General features: G+C 45.6%; 12 protein-coding genes. 8 read left to right on the plus strand and 4 right to left on the minus strand.

Features of this window, described 5'->3' with window-relative positions; all coding sequences use genetic code 11:
* Window positions 1-251: 251 nt before the first annotated feature.
* From ccsB to HMPREF3050_RS12475, 3 genes are all read right to left on the minus strand, one after another.
* Window positions 252-1,439 carry a c-type cytochrome biogenesis protein CcsB gene (gene ccsB / locus HMPREF3050_RS12465; protein WP_070775010.1) on the minus strand — a complete coding sequence of 396 codons (1,188 nt, stop codon included), beginning with the start codon at window positions 1,437-1,439 and terminating at the stop codon, window positions 252-254.
* Window positions 1,429-3,384 carry a cytochrome c biogenesis protein ResB gene (locus HMPREF3050_RS12470; RefSeq protein WP_070775032.1) on the minus strand — a complete coding sequence of 652 codons (1,956 nt, stop codon included), beginning with the start codon at window positions 3,382-3,384 and terminating at the stop codon, window positions 1,429-1,431. The genes ccsB and HMPREF3050_RS12470 overlap by 11 nt, the downstream gene beginning before the upstream one ends.
* Before the next feature lie 306 nt (window positions 3,385-3,690).
* Window positions 3,691-4,317: a c-type cytochrome gene (locus HMPREF3050_RS12475; protein ID WP_003759506.1), complete on the minus strand. Its 627-nt coding sequence runs from the start codon at window positions 4,315-4,317 to the stop codon at window positions 3,691-3,693.
* Between the two features lie 200 nt (window positions 4,318-4,517).
* Between HMPREF3050_RS12475 and yihA the strand changes: the two genes are divergently transcribed.
* Window positions 4,518-5,171, plus strand: coding sequence for a ribosome biogenesis GTP-binding protein YihA/YsxC (yihA, locus tag HMPREF3050_RS12480; protein WP_070775011.1), 654 nt, complete (start codon window positions 4,518-4,520; stop codon window positions 5,169-5,171).
* A 528-nt stretch (window positions 5,172-5,699) separates the two neighbouring features.
* Here the strand turns inward: yihA and HMPREF3050_RS12485 are convergent.
* On the minus strand, window positions 5,700-8,105 hold the full coding sequence (locus tag HMPREF3050_RS12485; protein WP_070775012.1) for a penicillin-binding protein 1A: 2,406 nt from the start codon (window positions 8,103-8,105) through the stop codon (window positions 5,700-5,702).
* A gap of 150 nt (window positions 8,106-8,255) precedes the next feature.
* On the opposite strand from HMPREF3050_RS12485, the gene pilM reads away from it, so the two are divergent.
* The 7 genes from pilM (at window position 8,256) to aroB (ending at window position 15,318) form a co-directional block, all read left to right on the plus strand.
* Entirely contained in the window at window positions 8,256-9,365 is a 1,110-nt protein-coding gene (gene pilM / locus HMPREF3050_RS12490) for a type IV pilus assembly protein PilM (protein WP_003776205.1), read from the plus strand.
* A gap of 1 nt (window position 9,366) precedes the next feature.
* Window positions 9,367-9,984: a PilN domain-containing protein gene (locus tag HMPREF3050_RS12495; RefSeq protein ID WP_003759517.1), complete on the plus strand. Its 618-nt coding sequence runs from the start codon at window positions 9,367-9,369 to the stop codon at window positions 9,982-9,984.
* Window positions 9,985-10,677: a type IV pilus inner membrane component PilO gene (gene pilO / locus HMPREF3050_RS12500; protein ID WP_003765893.1), complete on the plus strand. Its 693-nt coding sequence runs from the start codon at window positions 9,985-9,987 to the stop codon at window positions 10,675-10,677. It abuts the gene before it with no gap.
* A gap of 17 nt (window positions 10,678-10,694) precedes the next feature.
* Window positions 10,695-11,261, plus strand: coding sequence for a pilus assembly protein PilP (locus tag HMPREF3050_RS12505; RefSeq protein ID WP_003765902.1), 567 nt, complete (start codon window positions 10,695-10,697; stop codon window positions 11,259-11,261).
* 17 nt (window positions 11,262-11,278) lie between these two features.
* Entirely contained in the window at window positions 11,279-13,414 is a 2,136-nt protein-coding gene (locus HMPREF3050_RS12510) for a type IV pilus secretin PilQ (RefSeq protein WP_070775013.1), read from the plus strand.
* A gap of 226 nt (window positions 13,415-13,640) precedes the next feature.
* Entirely contained in the window at window positions 13,641-14,153 is a 513-nt protein-coding gene (locus HMPREF3050_RS12515) for a shikimate kinase (protein WP_283117816.1), read from the plus strand.
* An 85-nt stretch (window positions 14,154-14,238) separates the two neighbouring features.
* Complete coding sequence (gene aroB, locus HMPREF3050_RS12520) at window positions 14,239-15,318, plus strand: 3-dehydroquinate synthase (RefSeq protein ID WP_070775014.1); 1,080 nt, start codon at window positions 14,239-14,241, stop codon at window positions 15,316-15,318.
* The last annotated feature ends 181 nt before the right edge of the window (window positions 15,319-15,499 follow it).

The raw sequence follows: 15,499 nt of genomic DNA on the forward strand, positions 1-15,499 counted from the left end.
TCCTGATTTAAAGTTAATCCACTATAAAACGGGTAAATCGACGCAATGTACACGCGTTTTGCGTGATCGCCTTATAGATGGAATTATGGTGTATCGGAAGGGGTGTTTCAATAGGAAAGGGAGGGATATTGGGAGGTATTTTGTGTGATTTTATTGTGTTGTGGCTGATAATGTGGAAAGGTCGTCTGAAAAATGCTTTGCGGGTTGCGCTAAAGCTTTTCAAACGACCTTTCTTTATTGTGTTTTGACACTTACAAGGTGCCGTAAGAGTGCAGGCCGCTCAGGAACATGTTGACGCCGATGAAGGCGAAGGCGGTAACGAACAGTCCGATGACTGCCCACCATGCGAGGATTTTGCCGTGCCAGCCGGCGACGAGGCGCAGGTGCAGCCAGACGGCGTAGTTGAGCCAGACAATGAATGCCCAAGTTTCTTTCGGGTCCCAGCTCCAGTAGCGTCCCCATGCGTCAGCCGCCCACAGTGCGCCGAGGATGGTGGCGATGGTGAAGAACAGAAAGCCGACGGCGATAGCTTTGTACATGACTTCTTCGATGACTTGCGAAGGCGGCAGCGATGATTTTTTGCCGGCGTTTTCGTTTCTCAATGCCCAAAGTTCGGCGATGCCGAGCATGGCGGCGATACAGAATGCGCCGTAGCCGATGAAGTTGGCGGGGACGTGGATTTTCATCCACCATGATTGCAGGGCGGGAATCAGGGGTTGGATGGTGTGTGCTTCGCGGGAAAAGCTGTACCAAAGGACGAAGCCGACGACGATCGCCATGAAGCTGAAGACGAAGCCGCCGAGTTTTTGTACGGCGAAACGGGCTTCGTAGTAGAGGTACATCAGGGCGGTGATGACGAGGAAGAGGATGAAGACTTCGTAGAGGTTGGAAACGGGGATGTGTCCTGCGTCAGGGCGCAGGAGGTAGCTTTCGTGCCAGCGCACTAAAAGTCCGGTAAAGCCTGCGACGGCGGACACCCAGGCGAATACGGAGCCCATGCCGAGCAGGGTGTTGGTGGCGACGTTTTTGCGTTGTGCCAGCACGGCGCCGGTGATGTAGGCGAAGAGTGCGAAGAAGACGAAGGCGCATTGCCACATAATCGCGGACTGGCTGCTGAGGAAGTATTTGAGCAGGAAGCCGTCGGAATGCGTGATTTCGCCATCGTAGAGCATGACGGCGCTGTATGCGAGGACGGCACACAAGGGGGCAAACCAGCGCATGGGTTTGAAAAACCAGCCTAAAAAGACGGTAATGCCCGCGCTTGCCCACAAAATCACCATTTCGTAGATGTCCATGGCGTGCTGAATGCGGGTTTGGGCGAAGAATGCGCCGGCTGCGGTCAGGAGGGCGAATAGGCAGTCGACCGTATTCAGTGATTTGAGGAACGATTTGTGCGTCAGCAGCTCGTGTTCGGGTAGGGGGTTATGGTTATGCGTCATGGTTCAAATCTTTCGCCAGTCGTTGCAGGCTTTGTGTATGTTGCGGAAACTCTTTTTGCAGGTCGCGCTCGTTGCGGCTGGAAGACATGGCAAAGCGGATGTGGTCGTCTGAAAACAGGACCCACGCGCGTTTCTCGCGGATGTAGAACATAAATATCGTGCCGAGAACCAGCAAAACAGAGCCTAAATAGACTAAAAATGCACCGGGCGAACGGGTCATTTGCAAGCCGGAGGAGCGGACTTCTTCAAAGCCGTCCAGTTGTAGGAGCATGGGGGCGGGGTATTCGGTCAGGCCGGTATAGGCGTCCATGCTGTGCAGCAGGAAGCGGTTGCGCGCTTCGTCTTGAGGCCATGCGGGCAGCTTGTATTTTTGGATGGTTTCTTCCAATACGGCGTTCATGACGCCGAACAGCATTTCGTAAAAATATCCCTGCATTTTTTCCTGCTGCGCTTTGGGGATGTTTTTGGTGATAAATTCGTCCAACGCCAAATAGCCGCCTTTCGCAAAAATGCCCAAGGTATTTTCGGCGGCAAGGGTGAATTGCTCGCGGATGTTTTCGGGCGCGTTCAAGGTCGCGTTGCGGATGACGGCTTTGCGTGCGGCTTCGTCTTTCAAGAGTTCGCGCATCGCCATGAAGGTATCGGGTTTGGACGTTCTATCGGCAGGAATGCGCAGCCAACGGTATTGCTGTTCCAGACCTGTGCGTGTACCGGTGATGAAGAAATAATCCTGTTCCTGCTTAACGGGCAGCATATAGTTTTTATATTCGACAGCCTGACCCGCTTTGTCGCGGATTCGGTAAACAACGGATGGGCCGATGTTGGTGTATTTTTTGTTTTCTTGAGAGACGGCGCGCACGTCGTTAATCGCTGATTGCAGGGTTTGCTCTTTTTCAGACGACTTGCTCATGTCTTCCACGTTCATGGACGTGAATTGGTCAAACTCCAGTTTGTAGGACGTATTGCCGATGTCGAGCGGGAAATCGCGCATAGACGTCGCCCTGAGCGTTACCGGCTCGCGGCTTGGGTTGCCCAAATTCCAGGCTTTGAACTTCAAATCGGAGCCGCCGTCGGCAAAGCTCGCTTGATAGATGGTGACGCCGTGCAGCGTCAGCGGATGGTTGACGCGGATGGTGTGTTCCGATTTTTTGCCGCTTTCCTTGTCGGTAATTTCCAAATCGCTGGCAAAATCACGCGGCATCCCAGTATTGTAAAAGTCGATGTGGAATTTCTTCAGCTTCACTTCAAACGGCAAATCCTGAACCAGCATCCCGTTGTCGGCGTTGAGGAAGACCACGTCCGCACTTTGCCTTTCGGTAATGTTCACATTGCCGCGGAACGACAGGTTCGACGTACCCAAAATGCTTTCCGGTTTGAAGTCTTTGGCATAGACGGAATGGTTGTCCGGTACGACGCGTCCGGTCAGCATACCGATTTTCAGCAGGAGGTTGCTGTCTATCAAGCCGCCCAAACAAATCACAATCAGCGCGGTATGGGCAAAGATATACCCCCACTTGTTCATCGCCCCTTTTTTGGCGGCAACCAAAACCGATCCGTCTTCGCGCGTTACGGTTTTGCAGCTGAAGCCTTGTACTTCGAGATAACGCCGGGCGATTTCAGACGACATCTTGCCTTCCAATACAGTCGAATGGCGCATCGCCGCCAATGATTTTTCTTTGGCATTTTCACGGAATGATTTAATTTCGCGGAGAAAAGGTGGAACATTGCGAATCAGGCATAAGCTGGTCGATATCACCAGAAACATCATGATGACCACAAACCAAGCGGACGCATAAACATCGTACAAGCCTAAAAAGTTGAAAATCTGCGACCAAAACGGACCGAATTTCACAACATAATTGACCTGAGGCTGGTTTTGCTGCAACACCGTCCCGATAACCGAAGCGACGCCCAAAAGACTGAGCAGGGCAACGGCAAAACGCATGGAGCTTAAAAAAGCGAACCAAGGTTTGCGGATAAGGGGGACGGATGAAGGGGATTTGCTCATAGCGGTTTGATTTGATAAAGAATACGGGGATGGTCGGGATTCGGAAGAGACCCGATTATCGAACGGCACGAAAAATAGACATGATGGGGCAAAAAGCCAAAGGCTGCCATTTGAAAATACTTATTGCCTCAAAAGCGGCGGCATACCATCGCACAAGGTCGTCTGAAAACAACTACCCAAGGGCAAGCGTTTTCAGACGACCTTGATATTCACATCATCCGCAAACAGACGGATTGATAGGAATCAATGCAGACCTTGGATGAAGTTGGAAACCGCATTCAACTCTTCTTCGGTCAGGCGTTTGGCAATATCTTCCATAATCGCGTTTTTGCGTTGTCCGGATTTATATGCCTTCATTTGATCGACCACATAAGACATATGTTGGCCGCCTAAGCGCGGATATGCACCGATTTCGGTACCGCCGCCCGGAATGCCTGCACCGCTGGGGCCGTGGCAGGACATACAGGCAGGAACTTTTTTATCCACCAAACCGCCACGGTAGATTTTGCCGCCCAAAACAGGATCATTTTGTTTCGGGTTTGCCTCGCCGGATTTGGCCTGTTGTTTGGCATAGAATGCGGATACATTCAGGATGTCTTGCTCGGACAGGTTCATCACCATAGGTTTCATCACAGCGGCGGAACCGTTTGTACGTTTGCCTTCTTTAATGTCCAAGGTTTGACGGTAGATATAGGCACTGTGTTGCGCGGCGAGCTTTGGATACATGGCGATGCCGCTGTTGCCGTCCGCCGCATGACATGCCGCACAAATGGTAGTAGCCACTTCTTTGCCTTTTGCAATATCCGCTTTCGGGGCAGCGACAGCCGCGCCGGCAGCCAAAACCAAGGCCGCTAAAGTCAATCGTTTCATGGAGTGCTCCTGATTACAGCATTGCATACCGCGACAATGCCTTTTTTATACTCAAAACGCCGGATAAATTTTACCCGATAAAAACCGATAATTCTATAAACGTGCTATTCTATACTAGATTTACATTAAATTACTACCATGTTTCGCAACATGAACACGGCAAATTCCGCCACTCCGTCTCAGGGAACAAGGAAATACGGATGAACCTCTTTCAGAACGCCAAATTCTTCACCACCGTCAACCATCTCAAAGACCTGCCCGACACACCCGCAGAAATCGCATTTGTCGGACGAAGCAACGCAGGCAAATCCAGCGCGATCAATACCCTGACCAACCATGTCCGGCTCGCCTACGTTTCCAAAACGCCGGGACGGACCCAACACATCAATTTCTTCGAATTGAGCAACGGCAGCTTCATGGTCGATTTGCCGGGTTACGGCTATGCACAAGTTCCCGAAGCCATCCGCACGCATTGGGTCAAACTCTTGGGCGACTACCTCCAACAACGGCGTCAGCTCATCGGCTTGGTGTTGATTATGGATGCGCGCCACCCATTGAAAGAGCTGGATTTGCGGATGCTGGACTTTTTCCACATCACCGGCCGCCCTGTGCATATTTTGTTGTCGAAAGCCGACAAGCTGTCGAAAAACGAGCAAATCAAAACTTTAGGCGCAGTCAAAAAATCGCTCAAGCCCTATATGACCCGTCAACGCATCAGCGTACAACTGTTCTCCAGCCTTAAAAAGCAAGGTATAGAAGAAGTCAACCAAGTCGTTGGAGAATGGTTTGCTACGCATCAAGAAGAAATGGACAACTTGAATATCGGAAAGCCGGAAAATTCCGAGTCATTGTAATCGGTCGTAGTATAGTCTGCATTGACGGGACGCAAATCCGTTTATTGTCTTGCAGAGGGAGGGAACATAATCGTCTTGCTGCTGTGTATGTTGCTTTAAATATATATAGATAAACCCGAAAAGGCCGTCTGAAAATGTTGGATCATGTTTCAGACGACCTTGTCGTTTTTATAGTGGATTAACTTTAAATCAGGGCAAGGCGAGGCAACGCCGTACTGGTTTAAAGTTTATCCACTATTCGTTTGATTGATGGAGTGAGTGGAAGGGGCGGAATCTAGTGTGGTGAGGTAATTTGAAATCAAGGGGTAGGGGATAAGTTTGATGAGCAGTGCAGATGACATGAAACTGGTTTTTTAGCATTTGGGGAAATTCTCCGCTTTAGGCTCGGATGAGGCAATGCTGTATCGGTTTAAAGTGAATTTTTCCATCTTGTTTCACATGGCAATGAATTGAGATTGTGCTGCCATATATAAAAAGGTCGTCTGAAATTCCTGATTCGGGTTTCAGACGACCTTTTGACCGGTGTAATTAGAACAGTGAGTCTAATTGTCGATTGTTAACATTGCTTGGCTGTACCGGCGTTTCTTGCAAATCACCGCGACCGCGGTCTCCGCCATCCCGATCGCTATCAGGCGTTGTAGCAGTGTTGGCATTTGCCGGGCGTTGTTGTCGGGAAGGTTGTTGTGCAGGGCGTGGAACGGTACCGCTATTGTCCAGAGTGATATCGGAGCTGGTGGTCATACGTTCTTTCATATAGTATTCGCCGCCGCTGTTTACGATACCTGCCGGTGCTTTCATGCCTTTGTTTTCTACGCCTTTGAGCGCGAAGCGCATGTAATCTACCCAGACTGGAACGGCAATCGTGCCGCCGTAACCTGCGCGGCCCATGCTGCGCGGTTTGTCGAAGCCGATGTATACGGCAGTGACAATACTTGGGTTGAAGCCGACGAACCATGCATCTTTATTGTCGTTCGTCGTACCGGTTTTACCGGCGATATCGGAACGGCCAAGTGAGGAGGCGCCTCTTGCAGTACCGACACGGACAACGTCCTGCATGATTTTGTACATGATGTATGCGTTACGCGGGTCGATGGCTTGAGGAGCGTTTTCGCCTGCAACAAGAGGTTGCATTTGTGCTTTCAGACGACCTTCGCTGTCATAAATCTTGTCGATGACGTATGCGGAAATTTTGTAACCGCCATTGGCAAAGACGCTATATGCTTCAGCGACACGCAATGGTGTTGTTTCACCGGTACCAAGCGCCATAGACAGGCTGGCAGGGATTTCGGACGGTTTGAAGCCGAAACGTTGGATGTATTGTTGCGCGTATCCGATACCGATGGACATCAAGATTCGGATGGAAACCATGTTTTTAGAGGCGGTCAATGCTTGGCGCAGGGTGATATAGCCTGCATAACGGCCGTCTGAGTTTTTAGGATTCCAAGCAGAACCATTGGCACCTTTACCCGGCAGGGAGAGTGGTGCGTCATTAATCATGGTGGATGCTGTCATGCCTTTGGCGAGTGCCGCAGAGTATACGAAAGGCTTAAAGGTAGAACCTGGTTGGCGCATGGCTTGGGTGGCACGGTTAAATGTTTTGCTGTGGAAGTCATAACCGCCGACCAATGCACGTACAGCACCTGTTTTTGCATCTAATGATACCAGAGCGCCTTGCAATAGGGGTTCTTGAACGACAGACCAATTGTTGCCGCCGCCTTTGACACGGATGACGGAACCGCGACGAATACGGTCGTCTCCCATTTTTTCGTTGTTGACTGCACGGGCTGCAAAGCCGAGCGCGTAGCTGTTCAGATTGAATCTTTTCCCGCTAGGTAGTTGAATCAGAACTCCTTTTTTAGAAGCCTCCAAGACAACGGCAGGAACCATTTTGTCAACCGTATATAAAGTAGAAAGATATTGGCTGATCGTTTCTTCTACGTCATCAGTTTTGCTGAGGTCGATGTAGTTCTCTGCGCCGCGATAACTGCTGCCTCTGTCGAAATTACGCAACGCTTTTCTAAGGGCTTCAGTAGCAACACGTTGGTTGGCGGTATTGACGGTTGTGTAGACCTTAAAGCCTTGGGTGTATGCGTCCTCGCCATATTTTTCATACAACTCTTGGCGTGCCATTTCAGCAACATACAAAGCGTTTTGGTCGATGTTTTGCACAAAACGTTCATAATGCAGCTCTTCTTTCAAAGCTTGATCGCGTTGTTGTGCAGTAATCATATTTTCTTCCTGCATGTTTCGCAGGATGTAGGCTTGGCGCTGTTTGGCGCGCTCAGGGTTAACGATGGGGTTATACGCTGAAGGCGCTTTAGGTAGACCTGCCAGCATGGATGCTTCAGCCAAAGTCAAATCCTTCACATTTTTGTTGAAATAGATTTGAGCGGCAGAGGCAAAACCGTATGCCCGTTGACCCAAATAGATTTGGTTGAAATACAGTTCTAAAATCTGATCCTTACTAAGCGTCTGTTCGATTTTATAGGCCAATAGGGCTTCATTGAATTTGCGGGTAAATGTACGCTCGTTACTCAAGTAGAAGTTCTTTGCTACCTGTTGAGTAATGGTACTGGCACCTGATTGCAAACCGCCGGCGACTACGTTGCCGATAGCGGCACGGGCAATGCCTACTACGTCTACGCCCCAGTGCTCATAGAAACGTTTATCTTCTGCGGCAATAACAGCGTCTTTCAAAACCTTTGGAAAATCTCCAATTTTTGTAAACTCCCGGCGCTGTTCACCGTAAACCCCAATAATCTGACCGTCGGCAGAATATACTGTGAGGGGCATTTTGGGTTGGTAGTGTTGTAAAGAATCAAGAGCAGGCAACTTGGGGTATGTGACCAAAATCGCAATAGCGAGCAAGCCGACACCGAAGAGTGCCAATCCTAATATCAAACCAAGACAGGTCGTTATAATCTTTTTAATCATGACTAAGTAATAATTTTTGCCATCACTGGCATTAAATAAAGTAAAATAGAAACCGATTTCTGTGAAACACAGTATTTACTGTGCAAAGAAAAAGAAATCCTTTACGGATATCGAAACAGTTACTCACTCCTAACAATACAGGGAAATTATATGATTAGCTTATCAAAAAGCCCTAAAAGCAAAACCAGCAAGGCAAGTAAAGCTTCCGGAGGGTTAAGCAACCGAGCCGCTATCGGCATCGACATCAGCCAGCATGCCATTAAGATGGTTCAGCTGACAGGCCGTAGTTTAAACCAAATTCAGCTAGAAAAATACGTTATTACCAAATTACCTAAAAATATTGTAAAAGGTAACAAAATCCAAGATTACGACCAACTTGTTACCTATTTGCAACATACTTATACGCAATTGCGCAGTTCTTGTAAGAACTTTGTTGCAGCTGTACCACAAAGCTTGGCAACAATAGAGAACATAACTTACAACCCTCGCGATACCGAACTTGATTTGGACGAGTTCGCTGAATCTGAAATTTCAGCAATCGGTCCTATTGATGAAATGAGTTATGACTATCAGGTGACCGGCGTATCCGTTTCCCCGGCGGGGCAGCAGATTACAACCGTAGCAGCTAGAAAAGACGATATTGAGCCTGTTATTGAAATGTTTGAAAATGCAGGACTTGATCTGTCTGCCTTAGATTTGGATCTTTTGGCTCAGAGAAATGCCTATGCTTTTTGGATTAATAATCATGCACCTGAATTGACTAATGAAAAAGTTGCCGTATTTGGCATTCATGCTACCCAAATGTACGCATTGGTGATGCAAAACGGACAGATTTTGTATAAACAAGAGACTCCTGTCAGTACGGAACAGTTGAATCAACTGATTCAGCGTACTTATCAAGTGACAGAAGAAAAAGCGGCTCAGATGATAGCTTCATCCAGCAAACCATCTGATTATCAAACCCAAGTCGCAGATCGCTTTAACGTTCAGGTAGCGCAAGAAATCCAACGTGTATTGCAGTTTTACTACACTACGCAGACAACAGAGACCTTCTCAAACATTAAACATATTTTATTAACTGGGTTTGCATCGCAACAGGCCGGATTGGCGGAAAGTATTTTTTCTCAAACCAATACTGCGACACAGTGTATTCACCCGGTTTTATATGCTGAACGAAACAATAAAATTGATTTGCCACAGCTGCAAATTGATGCACCGTCTTTAACATTAGCATTCGGATTAGCATTAAGGGGACTGTAATATGATCGAATTTGTTAAAATTAACCTTCTTCCTTATAGGGAAGAAATCAAACAGCGCAAAAAGCAACAATTTAAAGTATTAATGCTTTCGGCGTTATTGATAGGTGCAGGTCTGCTTGTGTTGACATATTTGACAATTAATAATGCAATCAGCAGGCAGGAAGACCGTAATGCCCTTCTAGGGAAGGAAATTGAAAAGCTGGATAAAGCTTTGGGAGAAATTCTAAAACTGCAGCAAGAAAAAGAAAATTTCCTATCAAAAAAACAAAAAGTAGAAGAGTTACAGGAAAAACGTTCACAGGCTGCCTATATTATCGACAGCTTAAATGTAGTTACTCCCGATAACTCTTATCTGACAGCGTTGGAAGCAGAAAGTTCGACATCTTACAAAATTACGGGTCGAGCAAGTAGTGATAATAAGATCGCAATGTTTATGCGTTCTTTACCAAGTACCGGGGTTTTTGCTCAACCAGAACTTCTGAGTATTAAGAAAATTGATAATTATCAAGAATTTACTCTGAAGGTTTTGTTGAATAATTCAGGTCATCCATCAGTACCCGTACAAAATCCAGCCGCGAACACGACTGAAACTGGCGAACAGAAGCAAGAGGTAAAATAAATGTCTGTAAGTAAAGCAAAAAATATTGATATCCAAAACCTCTATTTGTTAAATATGCCTGCTAAGTTATTTATCGCAGGGTTGGCAATAGCGGGGGTCTTGGCAATAGGATATGTTGGTATTTTCAAAGAGCAACTCGAAACACTTTCTACGCAGGAAGCTAAAGAAGCCGAACTAAAGGAAACATATACGAAAAAAAGTATTGAGGCTGTTAATTTGCATAACCTTCAGGAGGAATTGGCATCTATCCGTTCAGCTTTTGATGTTTTGTTGAAACAACTGCCGACAGATGCTGAAATTCCTAATTTAATCCAAGAATTGCATCAGGCTGGATCCGCTAATGGTTTGCGTTTGGATAGTGTTGTGCCTCAAGCTCCAGTTAATGATGGTCCAATCCAAAAGTTGCCCTATGAAATTTCCATTACGGGTAAGCATAATCAGATTAGCCAGTTTGCTCGTGATGTCGGAGGTTTATCGCGAATCATTACTTTGGAATCTCTGAAGCTCTCCCAAGCAGCAGACGGAAAAAGTGGTAAAGAGGGCAAAAGTGATATTTTGACACTGAGTGCCACTGCAACAACTTATAAGGCTCGTCCTGCAGAAGAAGTTGCTGCCGAGCTTGCAGCCAAACAGAAGGAGGCACAGGCTAACGGAAGTGATGCGCAGAATGGTGCTGAAGTTGACAATAAATAAAAGTTATTAGGGAAATCATGAAAAATACTATCTTACTCGTAGGTGTTTTGTCTTTAGCAGCATGTTCCCCCACTCATGATGATTTAAATATGTGGATAAAACAGACGCAAGATGAAGCTAAAGTTAAGGTTACTCCATTTCAAGCACCGACGATTACTCCGCCAGTTGCATATACCCCTCCAGCATATAATGGGTTAAATGCGTTTGACTATCGACGTTTGGAAAATGCCCCCAAGGGGAATAATGCTCCTAATTTGAATCGTCAGAAAGAAACATTGGAAGCATTTAGTTTGGAAAATATGCGTTATGTCGGTATTCTGCGTGGTAATAACAAGACATCTGGCTTTATCGATGTAAATGGACATGTTTATACCGTTATGCCGGGCAACTATATCGGTCAAAATTACGGTAAAATCCAAACGATTACTGAGGATAAAATTACTTTGACTGAATTAATAGAAGACAGTTCTGGTAACTGGATATATCGAAAGGCTGAATTGCCGTTAAGTACACAGTCAGATGAAGGTTCAAGTGGTGCTTCGACAGCTGAATCTCGAAGCGAATCTGCCGCAATTCCAAATTAATTAAGGGGTCTCACTTTATGAAAACTAAGCACATGACAAAATTTTTTGCCAGTATTGGCGTAGCCATGGCTGTGCAAACTGCTTTTGCAGGTAATATTACTGATATTAATGTATCTACTCTTCCTGATAGTCAAAAAATTATCAAAATCCGTTTTGATCGTGATGTAACCAGTCCGAGTGGTTTTGTTACTTCGGCTCCAGCTAGAATTGCACTTGATTTTGCTAACACTACTATCCGATTGCCTCAATCAGTATTGGAGTATGCCGATCCGTTATTAAATCAGATTACGGCGGCACAAAATAATGACCGTTCCCGTATTGTGTTGGGTTTGAATAAAACTGCCCAATATAATACTGAAATTCATGGTAATGAAGTTTGGGTTTTTGTTAGCGAGTCAGCTGACCGAAATTCTGCAATGTCTGTATCAAATAATAAACCTTCTATGCAGGATTCTGTTCCGTCAGAAAAAGCAAAGCAAGTCGCTAATTCCGCTAATATCGACTTCCGTAAAGGCTCGCGCAATTCAGGTGTTGTTGAATTAAGCGTTCCGACTTTTACTGGACAGCCTGATATTAAACAACAGCGTGATCGTGTCATCATTACATTGAAAAACTATCCGTTGCCAACACAAGCACAACGTAGTTTGGATGTAGGCGATTTCAATACACCTGTAAAAAATATAACTTTAAAACGAATCGGTAATGATACTCAGCTGATCATTCGAAATAGTTCAAACTGGGAAGTTCGTACTAAGCCGGCAGCAGGGCATTTTACTTTTGAAATTTTACCTAAAGCCGCTGATACGGAGTCACGTGGTTTGAATGGTGGTAATGCAAATAAATCTTTCAATGGTCGTAAAATTTCTCTAGATTTCCAAGATGTTGAAGTTCGTACTATTTTGCAGATTCTTGCAAAAGAGTCCGGCGTCAATATTGTGGCTAGCGATACGGTAAATGGTAAGATGACTTTATCCCTCAAGGATGTGCCTTGGGATCAGGCATTGGACTTGGTAATGCAAGCCCGTAATTTGGATATGCGTCGTCAAGGTAATATCATCAATATTGCTCCACGTGATGAATTGTTGGCGAAGGATAAGGCCTTCTTGCAAGCAGAAAAAGAAATTGCAGAGCTTGGTCCTTTGTATTCGCAAACCTTCCAATTGAAGTATAAAAATGTGGAGGAGTTCCGCAAAATCCTTCGTTTGGAAGATAATGGAAGTAGCAATTCCAATGGTCGCAATACCTTGTTGAGCGGCCGAGGCAGTGCTTTGATTGACCCCGCAACGAATACCTTGATTGTTACAGATAATCGGAACGTCATCGAGAAATTCCGTAAATTGATTGATGAGTTGGATGTTCCTACACGCCAAGTTATGGTTGAAGCGCGCATTGTAGAAGCAAAAGATGGATTCTCGCGCGATTTGGGCGTTAAGTTTGGTGCTGCTGGTGCAAGAGGAAGAAACTCTTGGGGCAATGATTGGTCAGCTGCTCAGAATAACCACAATACTAACGCCTCAGTGTTCCGCGGAGAGTCTGCTTATCCAACTTGGTCTTTGCAGCCTAACGTAAGTTTGCCTGCTACAGCGGCGACGAACAGTATCGCTTTAGTACGAGCCTTGTCATCTGGTGCATTAGGTTTGGAAATCTCTGCTTCTGAAGCAACTGGTAAGAGCAAAACCATTTCTAATCCTCGCGTTCTGACTCAGGATCGTCGAGAAGCTACGATTGAATCCGGTACCGAAATTCCTTACCAAGAAGCTTCTTCAAGCGGTGCGACTTCGGTTTCATTCAAAAAAGCGGTTTTGGGTCTGACAGTTACTCCTAATGTAACTCCGGATGGTCAAATCATTATGACCGTTAAGATCACTAAAGATACTCCGGTCGACTGTACTGTAGATTCTTTGATAACCAAGTGTATTCAGACTAAGAACTTGAATACTCAGGCTATGGTCGAAGATGGTGGTACTTTGATCGTTGGTGGTATCTATGAAGAGGACAATAGCGATACCATTAATAAAGTTCCATTGCTTGGTGATATTCCTGTAGTAGGAAACTTGTTTAAATCACGAGCCAAGAAAGAAGAACGACGCGAATTGTTGATTTTCATAACGCCTCGCATTATGGATGGTGTGGGTAGTAATTTGCGTTATTAAGTGATGCAATAAAACCGGGTAGATGTCTTTTGGATATCTGCCCGGTTTTTATTTATTCAATTTGATAGTCGGGATTTGTGCGTCAAATATAATAGCCAAAGACTTTTAGAAGTCTGAAATTAAAAACAATTAGAATCAACGGATTAAAAATCGAAGTATGGTGTTTGCAGACACGAGTTTGGAAGGGTGGCACAAATAATGCTGAGTATCGTATAAAATGCTTTTTATGGAAAAAATCAACGGTAATTTAATATTAATTGGCTTGATGGGTGCAGGCAAAACCACTTTGGGGCGGTATATTGCCCAAATGTTGGATCGTCCGTTTTATGATAGTGATCATGAGATTTGTACGGCATCAGGTGTCTCTATTCCCATCATCTTTGAGATGGAGGGTGAGCAAGGGTTTCGCAATCGAGAGACTGCTATGCTCAAGAAATTGACCGCGATGAAGGATATTATTTTATCAACAGGAGGAGGGTCGGTTTTGCGTGAGGAAAACAGGCAAAATATGCGACGAAATGGTACGGTCGTGTATCTTCATGCCTCGCCTGAAGTTTTGTTAGAACGGACCCGTTATGATAATAGCCGCCCTTTGTTACAGGTAGAGAACCCGCTTGCTAAGTTGCAAGAGCTCTATAATACCCGTGATCCTTTATATCGAAATACTGCGCACATTGTGATCGAGTCCGACAGCTGTGCAAAAACGGTGAAACGGTTGTTTGAGGCGTTAAATCGATAATAGATTTGTTATCAGTGAGTAACGATATAGGTTTTCAGGCGACCCTAAATGAGAGCCGGCAACTAAAGATTAACAAGGAATCAAAATGCGTACCCTGACCGTCCAAACTCCCTCCCATCAGTATCCTATTTTTATCGGGAATCATCTTATTGAACAAGCTGATGTTTTATTAAAGCCATATTTAAGTGATAAGGTGGCCATTGTTACGAATGAGACGATTGCGCCCTTATATCTAGAATCTTTTCAGACGACCTTGGATAGATTAGGTATTCCCAGTTTCAGTATTATTTTGCCTGATGGGGAAGAATATAAAAATTGGCAAACGCTTAATCTTATTTTTGACGGTTTAATGCAAAATAGGGCAGAGCGCAAAACGACCTTGATCGCATTGGGAGGAGGGGTCATTGGCGATATGGTTGGTTTTGCGGCGGCAACTTATCAACGTGGCGCCCCATTTATTCAAGTGCCGACTACATTGTTAAGTCAAGTCGATTCTTCAGTTGGCGGTAAGACGGCAATCAATCATCCGCTTGGGAAAAACATGATAGGCGCGTTTTATCAACCTAAGGCTGTACTGGCGGACTTATCTACGCTTAAAACGCTTCCGCAACGCGAATTATCTGCCGGTATGGCAGAGGTCATTAAATACGGCGCGCTTGGCGATATTGAGTTTTTTGAGTGGTTAGAGCAGCACATGACCGATTTAATGATGCAGGATCAGGAGAAACTTACGCAGGCTGTGTACCATTGTTGCAAAATGAAAGCTGAGATTGTGGCTCAAGATGAGACAGAACAAGGGATTCGTGCATGGTTGAATCTGGGGCATACTTTTGGTCATGCCATTGAAGCAGAAATGGGTTATGGCGTGTGGCTGCATGGAGAAGCAGTAGCCGCGGGATGCGTATTGGCAGGACGGTTATCCGAGAAACTGGGTAAAATTCATGAGGCAGATACGCTTCGTATTGCAGCATTGCTTGAGGCTGCAAAATTACCATCGGCACCGCCGAAGTTCGAATTTGAAAAATGGATAGAGCACATGAGTCATGATAAAAAAGTGAGTGGCGGCGTCATGCGCTTTATTGGTTTGGATCGTCTGGGTAAGGCAAACATTACGAAGGTTACAGATATGGAAATTTTGCGCCAAACCCTGAGTCCGTATCTATAACGGTCAAGTAAGTAATGTCTTTAGAATGCGTCCATAACTTCATATAAAACAAAACAAGTTAAAAGTACGATATAAGAGGCTGTCAAGATAATTTCATCATGGCAGCCTCTTAACAATAGAATGAACGTGATGGGGTTGCGAATAGAGAGGATATAGTGGATTAACTTTAAACCAGTACGGC

Source organism: Neisseria sp. HMSC065D04 (assembly GCF_001815675.1).
Classification (GTDB): domain Bacteria; phylum Pseudomonadota; class Gammaproteobacteria; order Burkholderiales; family Neisseriaceae; genus Neisseria.